At 63.1% G+C, this 19,747-nt stretch carries 17 protein-coding genes; 10 read left to right on the forward strand and 7 right to left on the reverse strand.

Annotated features, from left to right (window positions below; genetic code table 11):
* Positions 1-4: 4 nt before the first annotated feature.
* The 5 genes from fdhF to ACN9MO_RS16110 form a co-directional block, all read right to left on the reverse strand.
* Entirely contained in the window at positions 5-2,884 is a 2,880-nt protein-coding gene (gene fdhF, locus ACN9MO_RS16090; RefSeq protein ID WP_058321755.1) for a formate dehydrogenase subunit alpha, read from the reverse strand.
* An 11-nt stretch (positions 2,885-2,895) separates the two neighbouring features.
* Complete coding sequence (locus tag ACN9MO_RS16095) at positions 2,896-4,452, reverse strand: formate dehydrogenase beta subunit (protein ID WP_112995707.1); 1,557 nt, start codon at positions 4,450-4,452, stop codon at positions 2,896-2,898.
* On the reverse strand, positions 4,449-4,928 hold the full coding sequence (locus ACN9MO_RS16100) for a formate dehydrogenase subunit gamma (RefSeq protein ID WP_057255044.1): 480 nt from the start codon (positions 4,926-4,928) through the stop codon (positions 4,449-4,451). Before ACN9MO_RS16100 ends, ACN9MO_RS16095 begins: the two co-directional genes overlap by 4 nt.
* 179 nt (positions 4,929-5,107) lie before the next feature.
* Positions 5,108-6,004 carry a LysR family transcriptional regulator gene (locus tag ACN9MO_RS16105; protein WP_112995706.1) on the reverse strand — a complete coding sequence of 299 codons (897 nt, stop codon included), beginning with the start codon at positions 6,002-6,004 and terminating at the stop codon, positions 5,108-5,110.
* Positions 6,005-6,224: 220 nt separating this feature from the next.
* Positions 6,225-6,992: an SDR family oxidoreductase gene (locus ACN9MO_RS16110; protein WP_112995705.1), complete on the reverse strand. Its 768-nt coding sequence runs from the start codon at positions 6,990-6,992 to the stop codon at positions 6,225-6,227.
* Positions 6,993-7,163: 171 nt separating this feature from the next.
* Here ACN9MO_RS16110 and ACN9MO_RS16115 point away from each other — a divergent pair, with 171 nt between their 5' ends.
* From ACN9MO_RS16115 to ACN9MO_RS16150, 8 genes are all read left to right on the forward strand, one after another.
* Positions 7,164-7,928 carry a DeoR/GlpR family DNA-binding transcription regulator gene (locus ACN9MO_RS16115; RefSeq protein WP_058321804.1) on the forward strand — a complete coding sequence of 255 codons (765 nt, stop codon included), beginning with the start codon at positions 7,164-7,166 and terminating at the stop codon, positions 7,926-7,928.
* 131 nt (positions 7,929-8,059) lie between these two features.
* Entirely contained in the window at positions 8,060-9,577 is a 1,518-nt protein-coding gene (glpD, locus tag ACN9MO_RS16120; RefSeq protein WP_058321751.1) for a glycerol-3-phosphate dehydrogenase, read from the forward strand.
* Between the two features lie 139 nt (positions 9,578-9,716).
* A complete protein-coding gene (locus tag ACN9MO_RS16125; RefSeq protein WP_110878788.1) occupies positions 9,717-10,787 on the forward strand; it encodes an ABC transporter ATP-binding protein in 1,071 nt (356 codons plus the stop codon).
* Positions 10,788-10,808: 21 nt separating this feature from the next.
* Positions 10,809-11,879: an ABC transporter ATP-binding protein gene (locus ACN9MO_RS16130; protein ID WP_093233142.1), complete on the forward strand. Its 1,071-nt coding sequence runs from the start codon at positions 10,809-10,811 to the stop codon at positions 11,877-11,879.
* A 2-nt stretch (positions 11,880-11,881) separates the two neighbouring features.
* On the forward strand, positions 11,882-12,748 hold the full coding sequence (locus tag ACN9MO_RS16135) for a carbohydrate ABC transporter permease (protein WP_057255038.1): 867 nt from the start codon (positions 11,882-11,884) through the stop codon (positions 12,746-12,748).
* 22 nt (positions 12,749-12,770) lie between these two features.
* The gene (locus ACN9MO_RS16140) at positions 12,771-13,589 is read left to right on the forward strand and encodes a carbohydrate ABC transporter permease (protein ID WP_057255037.1); all 819 of its coding nucleotides are present in this window, start codon (positions 12,771-12,773) and stop codon (positions 13,587-13,589) included.
* The gene (locus tag ACN9MO_RS16145; protein ID WP_082616181.1) at positions 13,589-14,011 is read left to right on the forward strand and encodes a DUF2160 domain-containing protein; all 423 of its coding nucleotides are present in this window, start codon (positions 13,589-13,591) and stop codon (positions 14,009-14,011) included. Before ACN9MO_RS16140 ends, ACN9MO_RS16145 begins: the two co-directional genes overlap by 1 nt.
* Positions 14,012-14,090: 79 nt before the next feature.
* Complete coding sequence (locus tag ACN9MO_RS16150; RefSeq protein ID WP_057255036.1) at positions 14,091-15,812, forward strand: ABC transporter substrate-binding protein; 1,722 nt, start codon at positions 14,091-14,093, stop codon at positions 15,810-15,812.
* Positions 15,813-15,923: 111 nt separating this feature from the next.
* Here the strand turns inward: ACN9MO_RS16150 and ACN9MO_RS16155 are convergent, their stop codons facing one another.
* Complete coding sequence (locus tag ACN9MO_RS16155) at positions 15,924-16,379, reverse strand: hypothetical protein (RefSeq protein ID WP_162728077.1); 456 nt, start codon at positions 16,377-16,379, stop codon at positions 15,924-15,926.
* Between the two features lie 301 nt (positions 16,380-16,680).
* Here ACN9MO_RS16155 and ACN9MO_RS16160 point away from each other — a divergent pair, with 301 nt between their 5' ends.
* On the forward strand, positions 16,681-18,168 hold the full coding sequence (locus tag ACN9MO_RS16160; protein ID WP_113133414.1) for a nucleobase:cation symporter-2 family protein: 1,488 nt from the start codon (positions 16,681-16,683) through the stop codon (positions 18,166-18,168).
* Positions 18,169-18,326: 158 nt separating this feature from the next.
* On the forward strand, positions 18,327-19,238 hold the full coding sequence (locus tag ACN9MO_RS16165; protein WP_112995701.1) for a DMT family transporter: 912 nt from the start codon (positions 18,327-18,329) through the stop codon (positions 19,236-19,238).
* A 71-nt stretch (positions 19,239-19,309) separates the two neighbouring features.
* Here ACN9MO_RS16165 and ACN9MO_RS16170 read toward each other — a convergent pair whose 3' ends face one another.
* Positions 19,310-19,738 (reverse strand): Fur family transcriptional regulator, encoded by a 429-nt coding sequence (locus ACN9MO_RS16170; RefSeq protein ID WP_057255032.1) that lies wholly within the window; start codon positions 19,736-19,738, stop codon positions 19,310-19,312.
* Positions 19,739-19,747 lie beyond the last annotated feature (9 nt).

Genomic DNA, 19,747 nt, shown 5'->3' on the forward strand with positions numbered 1-19,747 from the left:
AACATCATTCCGCCGCCTCCAGCTTGCCGGAAATCCGGCGCGACTGGCGGGCCTGCTCGTCATAGTCCACCTGCCAGTCCGAAGGCCCGTTCGACGGCATCACCTGCACCGCCGTCACCTTGTATTCCGGGCAGTTCGTCGCCCAGTCGGAGAAGTCGGTGGTGATGACGTTTGCCTGCGTCGTCGGGTGGTGGAAGGTGGTGTAGACGACGCCCGGCGCCACGCGGTCGGTGATCAGCGAACGCAGGGTCGTTTCACCGGCGCGGCTGGCAAGCCTGATCCAGTCGCCGTCGCGAATGCCGCGCTGCTCTGCGTCGTGCGGGTGGATCTCCAGCCGGTCCTCCGCGTGCCAGACAACGTTGTCGGTGCGCCGCGTCTGGGCGCCGACATTATACTGGCTGAGGATACGGCCGGTGGTCAAAAGCAGCGGGAAGCGCGGACCGGTGCGTTCGTCGGTCGCGACATATTCGGTGCGGATGAACTTGCCCTTGCCACGCACGAAGCCGTCGACATGCATGATCGGCGAGCCCTCGGGATGCTTCTCGTTGCATGGCCACTGCACCGAGCCCAACTTGTCGAGATAGTCGTAGGAGACCAGCGCGAAGCTCGGCGTCGTCGCGGCGATCTCGTCCATGATCTCGGACGGATGACGATAGTTCCAATTGAGGCCCATGGCCTGGGCAAGCTTCTGCGTGACCTCCCAGTCGGCATAGCCGTTCTTCGGCGTCATCACCTTGCGCACCCGGTTGATGCGGCGCTCGGCATTGGTGAAGGTGCCGTCCTTTTCCAGGAACGTCGAACCCGGCAGGAAGACGTGGGCGTAATTCGCCGTCTCGTTGAGGAAGAGGTCGTGCACGACGACGCACTCCATCGCGGCAAGCCCGGCGGCCACATGCTTGGTGTCCGGGTCGGACTGCAAGATGTCTTCACCCTGGATATAGATGCCCTTGAAGGTGCCATCGACCGCGGCATCGAGCATGTTCGGGATGCGCAGGCCAGGCTCGTTGGAAATCTCGACGCCCCAGAGCTTCTCGAAGGTTTCGCGCGTCGCGTCGTCGGAGATATGGCGGTAGCCCGGCAGCTCGTGCGGGAACGAACCCATGTCGCAGGAGCCCTGCACGTTGTTCTGACCGCGCAGCGGGTTTACGCCGACGCCCGGCCGGCCGATATTGCCGGTGACCATCGAGAGGTTGGCGATCGCCATGACCGTCGTTGAGCCCTGGCTGTGCTCGGTGACACCAAGACCATAGTAGATCGCGCCATTGCCGCCGGTGGCATAGAGCCGGGCGGCACCACGCACGAGTTCGGCCGGCACGCCGGTATAGGCCTCGGTCGCTTCCGGGCTGTGATAGGGCTCGGCGACGAAAGCCGCCCAGTCCTCGTATTCCGACCAGTCGCAGCGCTCGCGGATGAATTTCTCGTCGGCGAGGCCTTCGGTGACGATCACATGCGCCATCGACGTCAGGATCGCGACATTGGTGCCTGGCTGCAGCGGCAGGTGATAGGAGGCTTCGATATGCGGCGAGCGCACGATGTCGGTGCGCCTGGGATCGATGACGATCAGTTTGGCGCCCTCGCGCAGCCGCTTCTTCAGTCGTGACGCGAAGACCGGATGGCCGTCCGTCGGGTTGGCGCCGATGATGACGGCAACGTCAGTGAACTCGACCGAATCGAAATTCTGCGTGCCGGCCGATGTGCCGAAAGCCTGGCCGAGTCCGTAGCCGGTCGGCGAGTGGCAGACGCGGGCGCAGGTATCGACATTGTTGTTGCCGAAGCCGGCACGCACCAGCTTCTGCACCAGATAGGTCTCTTCATTGGTGCAGCGCGACGAGGTGATGCCGCCGACGGAATCACGGCCGTACTGATACTGGATCCGCCGGAACTCGGAGGCCACATGCGCATAGGCCTCCTCCCAGGTGACCTCGCGCCAGGGATCGGAGATCTTCTCGCGGATCATCGGGTTGAGGATGCGGTCCTTGTGGTTGGAATAGCCATAGGCAAAGCGACCCTTGACGCAGGAATGGCCGCGGTTGGCCTGGCCATCCTTCCACGGCACCATGCGCACCAGCTCCTCGCCGCGCATCTCCGCCTTGAACGAGCAGCCGACGCCGCAATAGGCGCAGGTGGTGACGACGGAATGTTCCGGCTGGCCGATCTCGATGACCGATTTCTCTGTGAGCGTCGCCGTCGGGCAGGCCTGCACGCAGGCGCCGCAGGAGACGCATTCGGACGACATGAAGTCTTCCGCCATACCGGCCGAAACGCGACTGTCGAAACCGCGGCCGCCGATCGTCAGCGCAAAAGTCCCCTGCACTTCCTCGCAGGCGCGCACGCAGCGCGAACAGACGATGCACTTGGCCGGATCATAGGTGAAGTACGGATTGGATTCGTCCTTCGGCATCCACTTGGCGTTGATCTCGCCATTGTTGCGGGCCGTGACGTGGTTCTCGCCCTCGTAGCCGTAGCGCACGTCGCGCAGGCCGACGGCGCCGGCCATGTCCTGCAGCTCGCAATCGCCGTTGGCCGCACAGGTCAGACAGTCGAGCGGGTGGTCGGAAATATAGAGTTCCATCACGCCGCGGCGCACATCCTTCAGCCGCGGCGTCTGGGTGGAGACTTCGATACCCGCCGCCACCGGCGTGGTGCAGGATGCCGGCATGCCGGCGCGTCCCTTGATCTCGACGAGACAGAGCCGGCAGGAGCCGAAGGCATCCATCATGTCGGAGGCGCAGAGTTTTGGCACTTCGATGCCAGCGTCCATCGCCGCACGCATGATCGAGGTCCCCTCAGGTACCGTGACCTCGCACCCGTCGATCGTCAGCGTCACCAGTTTTTCGGACTTGGAAGCGGGAGTGCCGTAGTCGATTTCATGTATGAGAGACATGGTCTTCCTCCTCACTCCGCCGCTTCAACGCGCGGTGCCGGCTGAAAGTCATCCGGGAAATGGGTCATGGCGCTCATGACGGGATAGGGCGTGAAACCGCCGAGCGCGCAGAGCGAACCGAACTTCATCGTGTTGCAGAGGTCGGCGAGCAGTTCGCGGTTTTTCTCCGGCTCGATGCCGGCCGCGATCTTGTCGGCCACCTCGACGCCGCGGGTCGAACCGATGCGGCAGGGCGTGCACTTGCCGCAGCTTTCGACAGCACAGAATTCCATGGCGAAGCGCGCCTGGTGCAGCATGTCGACGGTATCGTCGAAAACGACGATGCCGGCATGGCCGATGAGGCCGTCGCGCGCGGCAAAGGCCTCATAGTCGAACGGCGTGTCGAACAGAGCGCGAGGGAAATAGGCGCCGAGCGGGCCGCCCACCTGTACGGCCTTCACCGGCCGGCCGCTCGCGGTGCCGCCGCCGATGTGATCGATGATCTCACCGAGCGCGAGGCCGAAGGCGGTCTCGAACAGGCCGGCATGCTTGACGTTGCCGGCGATCTGGATCGGGATCGTACCGCGCGAGCGGCCCATGCCGAAATCGCGGTAGAAGGTAGCCCCCTTGTCCATGATAACAGGGACGGAGGCGAGCGAGATCACGTTGTTGATCACAGTCGGACAGTCGAAGAGGCCCTTGTGGGCCGGGAGCGGCGGCTTGGCGCGAACGATGCCACGCTTGCCTTCGAGGCTGTTGAGCAGCGCCGTTTCCTCGCCGCAGACATAGGCGCCGGCGCCGGTGCGCACCTCCATGTCGAAGGCCTTGCCGGAGCCGAGCACCGAAGCGCCGAGCACGCCGGCCTTGCGCGCGATCTCGATCGCCTCAGCCATCGCCGCGATCGCATGGGGATATTCGGAGCGGGTATAAATGAAGCCCTTGGTGGCGCCGGTCGCGATGCCTGCGATCGCCATGCCCTCGATCAGCACGAAGGGATCACCCTCCATGATCATCCGGTCGGCAAAGGTGCCGCTGTCGCCCTCGTCGGCATTGCAAACGATGTATTTGCGTGTCCCCGCGGCCTCGAGAACCGTCTTCCACTTGATGCCTGTCGGGAAACCGGCGCCGCCGCGGCCGCGAAGGCCGCTCTCGGTCACCTGCGCGACGATCGCCTCCGGCGCCATGGCGATGGCGTTGCGCAGACCGGCAAGGCCGCCATGGGCCTGGTAGTCGTCGAGCGACAGCGGATCGGTGATGCCGCAGCGCGCAAATGTCAGTCGCGTCTGCTGCTTGAGGAAGGGGATCTCCTCGGTCTTCCCGAGACAGAGCGCGTGGTCGCCGCCATCGAGCAGCCCGGCATCAAGCAGTGAACCGGCATCGCGTGCCTTGACCGGACCGTAGGCGACGCGACCTTCAGCGGTTTCCACTTCGACCAGCGGCTCCAGCCAGTGCATTCCGCGTGAGCCATTGCGTATGATTGTCGCGTCGAGACCGCGGGCCGCGATCGTCTCGGCCACGGCCTTGGCGACCTTCTCGGCACCGAGCGCCACGGCGGCGGCGTCACGCGGGATATAGATTTTCACCGTCATCGCCGCGCCTCCTGAACGAGCGCCTCGAGATCGGCGGCATCGACCCGGGCATGCACCTCTCCGTCAAGCATGGCCGAGGGTGCGCAGGAACAGAGCCCGAGACAGTAGACCGGCTCCAGCGTCACCGCGCCATCCGGCGTCGTCTCATGGAAATCGATGCCGAGCAGCCGCTTGGCGCGCTCGGCGAGCTGATCACCGCCCATCGACTGGCAGGCCTCGGCGCGACAGAGCTTCAGCACATGGCGTCCGGCCGGATGCTCGCGGAAGTCATGGTAAAACGTCATCACACCGTAGACTTCGGCGCGCGACAGGTTGAGCTCGCGCGCAATCACCGGAAGGCACTCCTGCGGTACGTAGCCGAATTCCTCCTGCAACTCGTGCAGGATCGGCAGCAGCGGACCTTCGAGCCCTTTGAGCTCCTCTACGATGGCAAGGGTGGTTTCCGCGATGTCGGCACGCGGCTGATGGATGTTCAACGGGAGCCCTCCCGGCTCATGGGCTGGACGGCGACACCCGCAAACGGGCGACCGGTCCAGCCGACATTTCAATACCTGGCGAAGGCCGTTCCTCGGCGGTCTCCGGCCATGATCAAAAAAGCTTCGCGCTTATGGCCCGATGGGTCAATAAGGCTGTTCCGTCGATCGATAGAAAAAATCTATTGAACCTGGTTTCGCTCACCCAGGATACGCGCCTCGTGCAACAGAGCCGAGACAAGCGGCGTAAACGGCTCACGATGGGTCGCAACCAGGCCGACCGTGTGACGGGCATCCGGCTCGACGATCGGGATCATCCGGATAGCCTCATGAAAACCGAATGATTTCGCGACGTTGAACGGCATGATGCTGGCCCAGCGCCCGGTCCGCACATGCGAAAAAAGCACGATCATCGAGTTCGATTCGAGCGTCGGCCTGGCGACCACGCCTGCCTCGGCAAAATGCTGGTTGACGATGCGGCGGTTCTGCATGTCGGCCGTCAATAGACAAAGCCGAACGTCGCTAACCTCTTTCCACGTCACGCTTTCCCGCTCTGAAAGCGGCGTTCCGGCGGCGGTGACGAGGTGATAGCGCTCGACTTGCAGCGGAACGCTGGTTACCCGGCCGAGCGGCTCGTTCTCCAGATAGGTGAGACCTGCATCGATCTCTAGGTTTTCGAGCAGCGCCAGAATCTGCAGCGACGTGGTCGACAGCACCGAGAAGGTGACATCAGGATGTTTCTCCTGGAATGGCGCGGTAATCATCGGCACCATCGCCAGCGTCGTCGGCACCGCGGCCAGGCGGATATGGCCGGAAAGGCCCTTGCGCGCCGCCCGCATCTCCTCGCGCATGGTGCGGGCATCGCCGACGATACGGCGCGCCCATTCGAGCACGCGCTGCCCCTCCGGCGTCAGTCCCTGGAAGCGCGACCCGCGGCTGACGAGCATCACGCCAAGCTGATCCTCGAGCTGGCGGATGGCGGCCGACAAGGTCGGTTGCGCTACGCCACACTCCTCCGCCGCGCGACCGAAGTGTCTTTCGCGCGCGAGAACGAGGAACATTTCCAGCTTGTCGATCATGTCATGCCTTTGGAGTTCTTGATTCTGCCACGCTACTGGACTGGCTTGCCCCTCACCCTAACCCTCTCCCCGCTCGCGGGGAGAGGGGACGTGCCCGGCGAGACAAGCCCGCTTGCAGTCAAGGCAGAACAAATACGGCGCAGCGCTGTCCCTTCTCCCTGCGCGCGGGGAGAAGGTGCCGGCAGGCGGATGAGGGGCGAACGCCGACGCAAACACATGTTCAAGCAATCAATTGCCCGCCATTGACCTCCAACACCTGCCCGGTGATGTAGCCCGACAGCGCGTGCGAAGCGAGGAACAGATAGGCCGGCGCGCAATCTTCCGCCGTCCCGAGCCGGCCGAGCGGGATGGTCTTGCGGGTCGCCTCCAGTTTTTCCGGCGACGAATAGCGCTCGTGGAAGTCGGTGGTGATCGTGCCCGGCGAAACGCAGTTGACCCGGATGCCCTCGGGCGCGAGCTCGCGCGCCAGCGCCTTGGAATAGGTGGCGACGAAGGCCTTGCTGGCCGAATAGATCGAAGAGCCGGCGCTGCCCCCTGTCAGGGCAGAGATCGATACGGTGTTGACGATCGCCGGATGCGTACCCTTACGCAGAAGCGGCAGCATCGCCCGCGTCATTTCGACGACCGCAGTCTGGTTGAGCTGCACGACGGTTTGGTACTGCTCGTCGGTCAGCTCTGCCGCCGGGAAGCGACCGACCATGGTGCCGGCATTGTTGATGAGGATATCGATGCTATCGAACTGGCCTCTGACCTCCTCGGCCAGCCCCTCGACGCCACCGGGCGCCAGAAAATCCGCGGTGACGACATGCGCCCGGCCTTCCGTCGCCGCCGATTCGAGAAAATCGGGCAGATCGCCGATCGATCGGCCGGCATGGACGAGCACATGCGCGCCGCAATCCAGAAACTGCCGGGCAACCTCCAGCCCGATGCCGCGCCCTGCACCGGTGACCACAACGGTCATGCCCTTGAACAACGCCGGATGAAACATGTCCTTCCCCTCTTCATTCCTCAAGCAGAGTCGCCCATCGGCGAAACGAATGCAACGCGCACTGATCCTTTGGCCCGCAGCGAAAGCGATTTCATCGAAACCGCCGAATCTGAAATTGCATGGCTTTCGTTTTTGCATATTATGAAACAAAACGAAAATGGGGAGGACGGAATGTACCTGACAGGTCGGCAGGCGGAAATCCTGGAGCTGGCGAAGAGCGAGGGCCGGGTGCTCGTGGAGGAACTGGCGCAGCGCTTTTCCGTTACGCCGCAAACCATCCGAAAGGACCTGAACGACCTCTGCGACGCCAAGATTTTGAACCGCATTCATGGCGGTGCGATCTTCCCGAGCGGCAAGGAAAACGTCAAATACGATGCCCGCCGCCAGATCGCAGCACCGGAGAAGCAGGCGATCGGCAGGGCGGCCGCCGAACTCATCCCCGACAACGCCTCGCTGTTCATCAATATCGGCACGACGACCGAGGCCGTGGGTGAAGCGCTGCTCGACCACAAGGAATTGATGGTCATCACCAACAACATCAACGTCGCCAACCGCTTGCGAGTGTTCCCCTCGATCGAGGTGGTGATCACCGGCGGCGTCGTGCGTGGCTCCGACGGCGGTATCGTCGGCGAGGCCGCCGTCGACTTCATCAAGCAGTTCAAAGTCGATTTCGCGGTCATCGGCGCCTCGGCGATCGACCATGACGGCGCGCTACTCGATTTCGATTTCCGAGAAGTGAAAGTCGCCCAGGCGATCATCGCCAATGCACGCCATGTCATCCTCGTTTCCGACTCGACCAAATTCGAAAGAACCGCGCCGGTGCGCATCGGCCATATCTCCCAGGTCCAGACCTTCATCACCGATCGCTGTACGCTTGAAAATGTCAGGAAAATCTGTGCCGAACAGGATGTTCGGCTGATCGAAACCGACGTCTGAATCGGGAGGTTTAGACACCCCTAAAGATTCGGGGAGCATTCGTTTGACATTCGGTATGTTTTCGTTTTAACTGATTTCACTTTCGCTCATGCATCAATTTGTGCATCGCGAAAAGTGGAGGGGAAACAGCAGTGTCAGAGCAGGCAATCTACGACGTCTTCGTCATCGGCGGCGGCATCAACGGATGCGGCATCGCGCGCGACGCGGTCGGCCGCGGATACTCGGTCGCCTTGGCCGAAATGAACGATTTCGCCTCCGGCACCTCTTCCGGCTCCACCAAGCTCATTCATGGCGGCCTGCGCTATCTCGAGCATTACGAGTTCCGCCTCGTGCGCGAAGCGCTGATGGAGCGTGAAGTGCTCTGGGCAATGGCGCCCCACGTCATCTGGCCGATGCGCTTCGTGCTGCCCTATCATAAGGGCGGCCTGCGCCCGGCCTGGCTCATCCGCCTCGGCCTCTTCCTTTACGATCACATCGGCGGCCGCAAGCTGCTGCCGGCAACGGCGACGCTGGACATGAACCGCGATCCGGCCGGCAAGCCGCTGAAGCGGCTGTTCAACAAGGCGTTCGAATATTCCGACGGCTGGGTCAATGACGCCCGCCTGGTTGTGCTCAATGCCCGCGATGCTGCCGATCGCGGCGCCGTGATCATGGCCCGAACCCGCGTCGTCTCGGCACGGCGTAACGGCGCGCTCTGGACCGTCGAGACCGAAAATCAGGCAACCGGCGAACGCAAGACCCTGCAGGCGCGCATGCTCATCAATGCGGCCGGCCCCTGGGTCGATGCGGTGCTTTCGGGCGCGCTCGGCAAGAACGACGTCCACAATGTCCGCCTCGTCCAGGGCAGCCACATCGTCGTGAAGAAGAAGTTCGACGATCCGCGTGCCTATTTCTTCCAGAACCCGGATGGCCGCATCATGTTCGCCATCCCTTACGAGGAAGACTTCACGCTGATCGGCACCACCGATCGCGACTACACCGGCAACCCGGCGGATGTGCGCATCAGCGATGCCGAGGTCGACTATCTCTGCAGCGCGGCGAGCGAATATTTTCTGGAACCGGTGACGAAGGACGATATCGTCTGGACTTATTCGGCCGTGCGCCCGCTCTATGATGACGGCGCCAGCAAGGCGCAGGAAGCAACCCGCGACTACGTGCTGCGCGTCGAGGGCGACAAGGGTGCGGCACCGCTGCTCAACGTCTTCGGCGGCAAGCTCACGACCTACCGCCGCCTCGGTGAATCCGCGCTCGAAAAGATCGGCGAGGCGATCGGCGTCAAGGGTTCGAAATGGACCGCAGGATCAAAGCTGCCGGGCGGAGAATTCCCCGCCCAGGGTTATGCCGACGAAGTCGCAAGACTGCAAAAGCAATACCCCTTCCTTGCGCCTGTGCATGCCCGTCGCCTTGTGCGCCTCTACGGCACGCAGGCAGCCACCCTCCTGGGTTCGGCCTCGAACGAGGCGGCGCTCGGCCGCCGCTTCGGCGCCGATCTCTACGAGGCGGAAGTCAAGTGGCTGATCGCCAAGGAATGGGCACGGCGCGCTGAGGACGTGCTGTGGCGCCGCACGAAACTGGGATTGAAGCTGACGCCCGGCGAGGCGGCGGCACTGGAGGAATACATGCGAGGCGCGGCCGACGCAGCCGCGTGAGGATCCTCGCATTCCGAAGCATTTCCAGCCAAAGCGCGCTGCGGTTCTGGGTCCGGAAATGCGAAAAACGACGAGATGGAGCGTTTCCACGCCGGCTTGGAAACGCTCGGGACTGCCGACAGGCTGGGTGGAGAATTCAATGCTTGAAATGAAGAAGATATCCAAGGTCGTGGGCGGGGAGACGCATATCTACCCGACCGACCTGGTGCTGGAGAGGGGGTCGCTCAATGTACTGCTCGGCCCGACCCTGTCCGGCAAGACGTCGCTGATGCGGCTGATGGCCGGTCTCGACAAGCCGGCTTCCGGTTCGCTGATCTTCGACGGCATCGATGTGACGGGCCTGCCGGTGCAAAAGCGCTCGGTCGCCATGGTCTACCAGCAGTTCATCAACTACCCGGCGATGACCGTCTATGAGAACATCGCCTCGCCGATGCGCATCAGCGGCGCCGACACCGCGACGATCGACCGCGAAGTGCGCAAGGCCGCCGATCTCCTGAAGCTGACGCCCTATCTCGACCGCACGCCGCTCAATCTCTCGGGTGGCCAGCAGCAGCGCACGGCGCTGGCGCGCGCCATCGTCAAGAACGCCGATCTCGTGCTGCTCGACGAACCACTCGCCAACCTCGACTACAAGCTGCGCGAGGAACTGCGCGAGGAACTGCCGAAGATCTTTTCCGCCTCCGGTGCCATCTTCGTCTATGCGACGACAGAGCCTTCGGAAGCGTTGTTGCTTGGCGGCAATACGGCAGCCCTCAGCCAGGGCCGCATCACCCAGTTCGGCAAGACCATCGACGTCTATCGTCGTCCGGTCGACCTCATCACCGCCCGCACCTTCGCCGATCCGCCGCTGAACTGCATCGAACTCGTCAAATCAGGCGCGGCTTTCGCGCTCGACGGCAAGCCGGTGCTGACGGTGCCTTCGCATCTGGCTGGCATTGCCGACGGTCCCTGCACTGTCGGCTTCCAGCCGCACCATATATCGTTCGATCGTCCGCAAGGCAGCGGCGACGCACTCACCGTCAAGACCGCGATCTCCGAGATCGCAGGCTCGGAAAGCTTCATTCACGTCGGATTTGCCAATGCGCGCTGGGTCATGCTCGCGCCAGGCATTCACGACATCGAACCCGACGCGACCCTCGAGGTCTTCGTCGACACCCGTCATCTCATGGCCTTCGGGCCTGATGGACGCGCCATCGGCGGCGCGGCCTAAAGGGGGCGCTGGGAGGAAAACATGGCACGCATCGATCTCGAACATATTCGCCACGCCTATGGCGCCAAGCCGAAGTCTGAAAACGACTACGCGCTGAAGGAAGTGCATCACGAATGGAACGACGGCGGCGCCTATGCGCTGCTCGGCCCTTCCGGCTGTGGCAAGACCACGCTGCTCAACATCATCTCGGGCCTGATCAATCCGTCCGAAGGGCGCATTCTCTTCGACGGCAAGGACGTGACGCATCTCTCGACCCAGGAACGCAACATCGCCCAGGTGTTCCAGTTCCCGGTCATCTACGACACGATGACCGTCTACGACAATCTGGCCTTCCCCTTGCGCAACCGGCATGTGCCGGAAGCCGAGGTCGACCGCCGCGTCAAGGAGACGATCGAAATGATCGGTCTCGGCGGCTGGGCGAAGAAGACCGCCCGCGGGCTGACCGCCGACCAGAAGCAGAAGATCTCGCTTGGCCGCGGCCTCGTGCGCAACGACGTCAGCGCCATCCTGTTCGACGAGCCGCTGACCGTCATCGATCCGGAAATGAAGTGGGTGCTGCGCTCGCAGATCAAGCGGCTGCACAAGCAGTTCGGCTTCACCATGGTCTATGTCACCCACGACCAGACCGAGGCGCTCACTTTCGCCGACAAGGTCGTCGTCATGTATGACGGCCAGATCGTTCAGATCGGTACCCCGGCCGAACTCTTCGAGCGCCCGCGCCACACGTTCGTCGGCTACTTCATCGGTTCGCCGGGCATGAACGTGCTTCCGGTCAAGCTCGACGGCAACACCGCGACGGTCGGCGGCGAACACGTGGCCTTGAACTTCCTGCCCAAGTTCAAGGCCGGCGCCAAGACCGAGCTTGGCATCCGCCCGGAATTCGTCTCGCTCGGCCGCGAAGGCATGCCCGTCGCGATCACCAAGGTCGAGGACATCGGCCGCCACAAGATCGTGCGCGCCCGCTTCGCCGATCAGCCGATCTCGATCATCGTCGACGAGGATGGCGAGATCCCCGCCGATCCGCGCGTCCGCTTCGATCAGAAAGCCATCAACATCTACGCCGATTCCTGGCGCGTCGGCGAGGAGGCCTGACCATGGAAAAAACCTGGAACAACAAGGCCTGGTTCATGGTGCTGCCGGTTCTCGTGCTGGTCGCCTTCTCGGCCGTCATCCCGCTGATGACCGTCGTCAACTATTCGGTCCAGGACACCTTCGGCAACAACGCGTTCTTCTGGGCCGGCACCGACTGGTACGTGCAGGTGCTGACCTCCGACCGTTTCTGGGACGCGCTCACCCGCAACCTGATCTTCTCGGCGATCATTCTGGCCATCGAAATCCCGCTCGGCATCATCATCGCGCTCAACATGCCGAAGAAGGGCCTCGGCGTCCCGGTCTGCCTCGTCCTGATGGCGCTGCCGCTCCTGATCCCGTGGAACGTCGTCGGCACCATCTGGCAGGTGTTCGGCCGCGTCGATATCGGCCTGCTCGGCCGCACGCTCGAAGGCATGGGCATCAACTACAACTATGTGCAGAACCCGGTCGCTGCCTGGGTGACGCTGATCGTCATGGACGTCTGGCACTGGACGAGCCTCGTCGTGCTCTTGTGCTATGCCGGCCTCGTCTCGATCCCGGACGCCTATTACCAGGCGGCCAAGATCGACGGCGCCTCGCGCTGGTCGGTGTTCCGCTACATCCAGCTGCCGAAGATGAAGCGTGTGCTCCTGATCGCCTTCCTGCTGCGCTTCATGGATAGCTTCATGATCTACACCGAGCCCTTCGTCGTTACCGGCGGCGGCCCCGGCAACTCCACCACCTTCCTGTCGATCGACCTCGTCAAGACGGCCATTGGCCAGTTCGACCTCGGTCCGGCGGCAGCGCTATCGATCATCTACTTCCTCATCATCCTGCTGCTCTCGTGGATCTTCTACACCGTGATGACCACGAGCGACGCGCAAGGCTGATAAAGGCGGGAGGAGAACCAACATGCAAACACAACCGCTTACCGAACGCCTTTCCTGGCTGGTGCCGACGATCTACATCGTCTTCCTGCTCCTGCCGATCTATTGGCTCGTCAACATGAGCTTCAAGGAAACGAGCGAGATCCTCAGCACCTTCTCGCTCTGGCCGGTGAACCCGACGCTCAGGAACTATCAGGTGATCTTCACCGATCCATCCTGGTACAACGGCTACATCAACTCGATCATCTACGTCGTGATGAACACGGTGATCTCGGTATCGGCAGCGCTGCCGGCGGCCTACGCCTTCTCGCGCTACCGCTTCCTCGGCGACAAGCACCTGTTCTTCTGGCTCTTGACCAACCGCATGGCGCCGCCGGCCGTTTTCGCCCTGCCGTTCTTCCAGCTCTATTCGGCCTTCGGCCTGATCGACACGCACATCGCCGTGGCGCTTGCCCACTGCCTGTTCAACGTGCCGCTCGCCGTCTGGATCCTCGAAGGCTTCATGTCGGGCGTGCCGAAGGAAATCGACGAAACCGCCTATATCGACGGCTATTCGTTCCCGCGCTTCTTCGTGAAGATCTTCATGCCGCTGATCGCCTCGGGCATCGGTGTCGCCGCCTTCTTCTGCTTCATGTTCTCCTGGGTCGAACTGCTGCTAGCCCGCACGCTGACGACCACGGACGCCAAGCCGATCGCCGCCACCATGACCCGCACCGTCTCCGCTTCCGGCCTCGACTGGGGCGTGCTGGCCGCTGCCGGCGTGCTCACCATCATTCCGGGGGCGCTGGTGATCTATTTCGTCCGCAACTACATCGCCAAGGGCTTTGCCCTGGGGAGGGTATGATGACCGCTCAACCCATTCGCAAGGCTCGTTGGCAACTGCCCTTCGCCGCCGTTCTGATCGTCTACGCCGCCGCCGCCGGGCTGCTCATGAGCATGCTGCCGATCAAGGACGGCGCACGCGACTGGTTCGCGCCGCTGGTCGCCGGCGGCTGGATGGCCTGGTCGTTTCCGTCGGCCATGTTCTTCCTCACCATCTTCGCGCTGCTGTCGATGATGGCGGTCTGGGAATATGCCGCGCCGGGCGGAAACCCGCGCGTCGGCATCCTGCGCTTCGAGACGACACGGGGCGATCGCCTCTTCGTGTCGCTGCTCGGAAGCGCCTTCATTCACCTCGCATGGCTCGGTTTCGTCGGCGGGCAGAACCTGTGGTGGGCGCTCGCGCTCTCGCTGGTCTATGCCGTCGGCGTCTTCCGCTATGTCTGAGGCGAGCCGATTTGAGGGGCCGCGGGAGCGGCCCCTCAAAAGCTAAAGAACCGCATTCGCAAACCTAAGGGAGGGAATTATGCGACGGCATCTTTTGACTACGACGGCGGCTATGCTGCTGGCTTTCACCGGCACCGCTTTTGCCGGCATGGACGAGGCAAAGAAGTTCCTCGATACCGAAATCGGCGACATGTCCTCGCTCGACCGCGCGGCCCAGGAAGCCGAAATGCAGTGGTTCGTCGATGCGGCCAAGCCCTTCGCCGGCATGGAAATCAAGGTCGTTTCCGAAACAATCACCACCCATGAATACGAATCGAAGACCCTGGCCAAGGCCTTCGCCGACATCACCGGCATCAAGATCACCCACGACCTGATCGGCGAAGGCGACGTCGTCGAAAAGCTGCAGACGCAGATGCAGTCGGGCGAAAACGTCTATGACGCCTACATCAACGACTCTGACCTGATCGGCACCCATTGGCGTTACCAGCAGGCGCGCAGCCTGACGGACTTCATGGCCAATGAAGGCAAGGACGTCACCAACCCGAACCTCGACATCGACGACTTCATCGGCAAGTCCTTCACGACCGCGCCGGATGGCAAGCTCTACCAGCTGCCCGACCAGCAGTTCGCGAACCTCTACTGGTTCCGCTACGACTGGTTCAACGACGAGAAGAACAAGGCGGACTTCAAGGCGAAGTACGGCTACGACCTCGGCGTTCCGGTCAACTGGTCGGCCTATGAGGACATCGCCGAGTTCTTCACCGGCCGCGAAGTCGACGGCAAGAAGGTCTATGGCCACATGGACTACGGCAAGAAGGACCCGTCGCTCGGCTGGCGCTTCACCGACGCCTGGCTGTCGATGGCCGGCAACGGCGACAAGGGCATCCCGAACGGCAAGCCGGTCGACGAATGGGGTATCAAGGTCGACGAGAACTCGCGTCCGGTCGGCTCGTGCGTTGCCCGCGGCGGCGACACCAACGGCCCGGCCGCCGTCTACTCGATCCAGAAGTACCTCGACTGGATGAAGGCCTATGCACCGGCTGCTGCCCAGGGCATGACCTTCTCGGAATCCGGTCCGGTTCCGTCGCAGGGCGAAATCGCCCAGCAGATGTTCACCTACACGGCCTTTACCGCCGACTTCGTCAAGCCGGGCCTGCCCGTCGTCAACGAGGACGGCTCGCCGAAGTGGCGTTTCGCGCCGAGCCCGCACGGCGTCTACTGGAAGGACGGCATGAAGCTCGGCTACCAGGACGCCGGTTCCTGGACGCTCTTGAAGTCCACCCCGGACGACCGCGCCAAGGCCGCATGGCTCTATGCGCAGTTCGTGACCTCGAAGACCGTCGACGTGAAGAAGAGCCATGTCGGCCTCACCTTCATCCGCCAGTCGACGCTCGACCACAAGAGCTTCACGGACCGTGCTCCGAAGCTCGGCGGTCTGATCGAGTTCTACCGTTCGCCGGCCCGCCTGCAGTGGTCGCCGACCGGCACGAACGTTCCTGACTATCCGAAGCTGGCTCAGCTGTGGTGGCAGGCGATCGGCGATGCATCCTCGGGTGCGAAGACCGCTCAGGAAGCCATGGACTCGCTGTGCGCCGAGCAGGAGAAGGTTCTCTCCCGTCTCGAACGTTCGGGCGTTCAGGGAGACATCGGTCCGAAGCTCGCCGAAGAGCATGACCTTGAGTACTGGAACGCCGAAGCCGTCAAGGCTGGCAACCTCGCTCCGCAGCTGAAGGTCGAGAACGAGAAGGAAAAGCCGCAGACCGTCAACTATGACGATCTGGTCAAGAGCTGGCAGAAGTAACAAGAAGGCCGCCCAAACCGGGCGGCCTTTTTCTTTCAGGAGATGCGGCACCGGGGTCGGCAACGGCCCCGGTATTTCTTTGCCGGCAATCCCTGAGCGGCATGGCCGTGCCTACATGCGGGCCAGCCGAAGGCGTCCGGACTTCTCGGACCGGCGCTTGTCGAAGATCGCCCGGACGGCGCGCGTCGAGCCGTCGTCCATCTGCACGGTCATGTCCATCTCGAGATGCTTGTCGACGATAGCGATCCGGATATCGAATGGCCGGCCGCGATAGTGGCTGTCCCCGTCCTCGCTCCAGCGGCCGATCCCCTCGGCGCTATGGCCGCCTCCAGCGCGTCCGAGATGGACCACCGCGAACCATCCGTCCTTGCCCGTCACCTTCAGGACCGGACCGTTCCGCTTGATTTCGACCCAGCAGGTCCCGCAGGCGTCCGTGCCGGACGCCACCTGCTGCCACTGCCCCGGAAAGGTGGCGCCGTTGGCGCGCGCGGCAACCGGTGGAAGCGCGAAGGCGAGCGCGAACGGCACAGCGAGCAAGCGCCAGAAGGCCAATCTCCAAGATACCATCGATCATGATCCCAAACGAACAGCGCCGGAGCACCGGCGTAAGGGACCATCGCTGCTTCGCATTGCGGCTACGTTGCATGGTCTCCGGCCTCGTCAGGCTCGCCTGCAGCTTTTCGTCAAGGCTCGCGGCCTTGCGGCAACCGTTCCCGCCGCCAGCGCATCGTGACTGATTTCCCCCGGATTCCGGAAAGTGTTTTCGTTTTCGCAATACTTGCGACATTCTGCCTCGGCACGGAAAAATTGCGCTCCCCTGTTGGAGGACGGGGGAACCGGACTGGTCGACGTGATGGGAGGAGGAACCATGAGCGACGTTTCCAGCATACACCCGGTGGACGAGAAGCTGCCTGTGGGCAGGCTCGCGACGCTTGGGATCCAGCACGTTCTTGTCATGTATGGCGGCGCCGTCGCGGTACCGCTGATCGTCGGCCGGGCATTGCAGCTCAGCCCCCAGGATGTCGCTTTCCTGATCTCGGCCGATCTGTTCGTCTGCGGCATCGTCACCATCATCCAGTCGCTCGGGCTCGGTCGCAGCTTCGGCATCCGCCTTCCCGTCATGATGGGCGTCACGTTCGCGTCTGTCGGCCCGATGGTTTCGATGGCGGCGATGACCCCGGGCCAGGAGGGCGCGCGCATGATTTTCGGCGCCATCATCGGCGCCGGCCTCGTCGCCCTGCTGATCGCGCCGTTGATGGGCAGATTGCTCAAGTTCTTCCCGCCGATCGTCACTGGCACCATCATTCTCGTCATCGGCGTTTCGCTGATGCGGGTGGGCGTCAACTGGATCTTCGGCAATCCTTTCGGCCCAACGGCGCCGAAACTGGTCGACCCAGCCCATGCCGAATGGCTGGCCGCGATGAAGGCCGCGGCCGCCGCCGGCGGCGGGCCTGCTATTCCTGATGGTCTGGTGCTCGGCGCCACGGTGCCGAACCCGCTCTATGCGGAGCCGAGCCACATCGCGCTTGCCGCCTTCGTGCTTGTGTCCATCCTCGTCATCGCACGCTTCGGCCGCGGATTGATCAGCAACATCGCGGTGCTGACCGGCGTCGTCCTCGGCTGCGTCCTCGCCGCCGCACTCGGCATGATGCACTTCGACCGGGTGGCCGACGCCGGTTGGTTTGCCGTGGTCACGCCGCTGCGCTTCGGCATGCCGATCTTCGATCCGGTTCTGATCGCCACCATGTCGCTCGTCATGATCGTCGTCATGATCGAATCGACCGGCATGTTCCTGGCGCTCGGAGAAATGACCAACCGCGAAGTATCGCAGCAGCAATTGACCGCCGGCCTTCGGGTCGATGGCCTCGGCACGATGATCGGCGGCCTGTTCAACACCTTCCCCTATACGAGCTTCTCGCAGAATGTCGGCCTCGTCGGCGTCACCGGCGTGAAGAGTCGCTATGTCTGCGTGATGGGGGGCGTCATCATGATCGCGCTCGGACTGATCCCGAAGATGGGCGCTCTGGTGGAAGCGGTGCCGACCTTCGTGCTCGGCGGCGCCGGCCTGGTGATGTTCGGGATGGTGGCGGCCACCGGCGTGCGCATCCTGTCGACCGTCGACTTCAAGTCGTCACGCAACAACCTCTTCGTTGTCGCCGTCTCGGTCGGCTTCGGCCTGATCCCGTTGATCGCGCCGAACTACCTGATGTGGCTGCCGCATGCGATCCACCCGATCATCGAGTCCGGCATCGTGCTCGCCTCGATCTCGGCGGTGGTGCTCAACGCCTTCTTCAACGGCCTGAGCCTGGAAAGGTCCGCGTCCGTCAACGCGGCCAAGCTCGCCGACAGCCACTGAGCGATACAGAAAGCACCCGCCCCGGTCCCGAAAGGTGACCGGGGCTTTGTCGTCTCACGTCCACGGAGAGATCTCGATACTTCGATCGCCACCGAAGCATCTGCCATCTCCACGGCGCTAGAAGAAGGACAACGACGACGACACGAAGGTTCCATGCCATGGCCAAGACCAATCTCACCCTCGAGCTTCTCCTGCTGCTTGCGCTTGCCACGCTCTGGGGCGCTTCCTACACCTTCATCAAGATCGGCGTTGAAACCATTCCGCCGGTCACGCTGATTGCCGCTCGTACCTTGATCGCCGGCGCCCTGCTTCTCGCGGTTCTCCGTTGGCGTGGCCTGAAGATGCCGCGCGACCTCGCAACCTGGCGACGGTTTCTGTTTCAGGCTTGCCTCAACAGCGTCGTGCCCTTCACACTGATTGCCTGGGCCGAGCAGACGATCGATGCCGGCATCGCCTCGATTCTCAATGCGACGACGCCGATCTTCGCCTTCCTTATGACGGCCCTGGTCACCCACCACGAGCCGGTCACCGCCCGCAAGCTCGTCGGCGTCATTGCCGGCATGACCGGCATCAGCCTGATCATCGGCATGGAGGCCTTCGGCGGCCTCGGCGAACAATTGCTGCCACAGCTCGCCGTGGTGCTCGCCACCGTTTGTTATGCAGGTGCCGCCATCTTCGGGCGCAGCTTCAAAGGGCTCGACCCGATGATGCCCGCCGCCGGCTCGCTGATATCAGGCACGGTGCTGCTGATCCCCACCAGCCTCATCGTCGACAGGCCCTGGACGCTGGCTCCATCCATGGATTCGCTGCTTGCGCTCCTTGGCCTCGCAGTCTTTTCGACAGCACTTGCCTTCGCCATCTACTTCCGGCTGATCCAGACGCTGGGTTCGGTCGGCGCCACGGCCCAGGCCTATCTGCGCGTGCCGGTCGGTGTCGCCATCGGCGCGATCTTCCTCGGCGAACGGTTGTCGGACACCGCCTGGATCGGCCTGGGTTGCGTCATCATCGGCGTTGCGGCCATGACCATACCGGCACGGCGGCGCACCTCCGACGTCGCGGGTCGCGGCTGACACTCTTTCATTTGAAAGCAAAAGGAGACGTTGCGCGACATCACGAGCGCAACGTCTCTGACGAGCTTCGCTCAGTCCTTGCGCTTGCGGCAGTAGAGCTCGAGCCGGTGGCGCACGAGATCGTAGCCGAGCTCGGCGGCAATCTCCGCTTGCAGTTGCTCGATCTTGTCGGAACGGAACTCGATCACAGCCCCCGTGTCGATATCGATCAGATGATCGTGATGCGGCGCGTCGGCGGTCTCGAAACGCGCCGTCGCGCTTTCGAAGGCATGGCGCTGCACGACGCCCTGCTGCTCGAGCGCTGACAGCGTCCGGTAGACCGTCGAAAGCGAGACGGTGGCGTCGATTTCCTTCGCCCGGCGATGCAGTTCGTTTGCATCCGGATGGTCTTCGGCGGTGGCGAGAATCTTCAGGATTGCGGAGCGCTGGCGCGTAACGCGCACGCCGCCATCCCGCAAAACGCCTTCCAGCTCTTCGACACGATTCTTGTTCTGTTTCATGGTCGTTAC

The organism is Ensifer sp. R-19 (assembly GCF_049905105.1).
Classification (GTDB): domain Bacteria; phylum Pseudomonadota; class Alphaproteobacteria; order Rhizobiales; family Rhizobiaceae; genus Ensifer.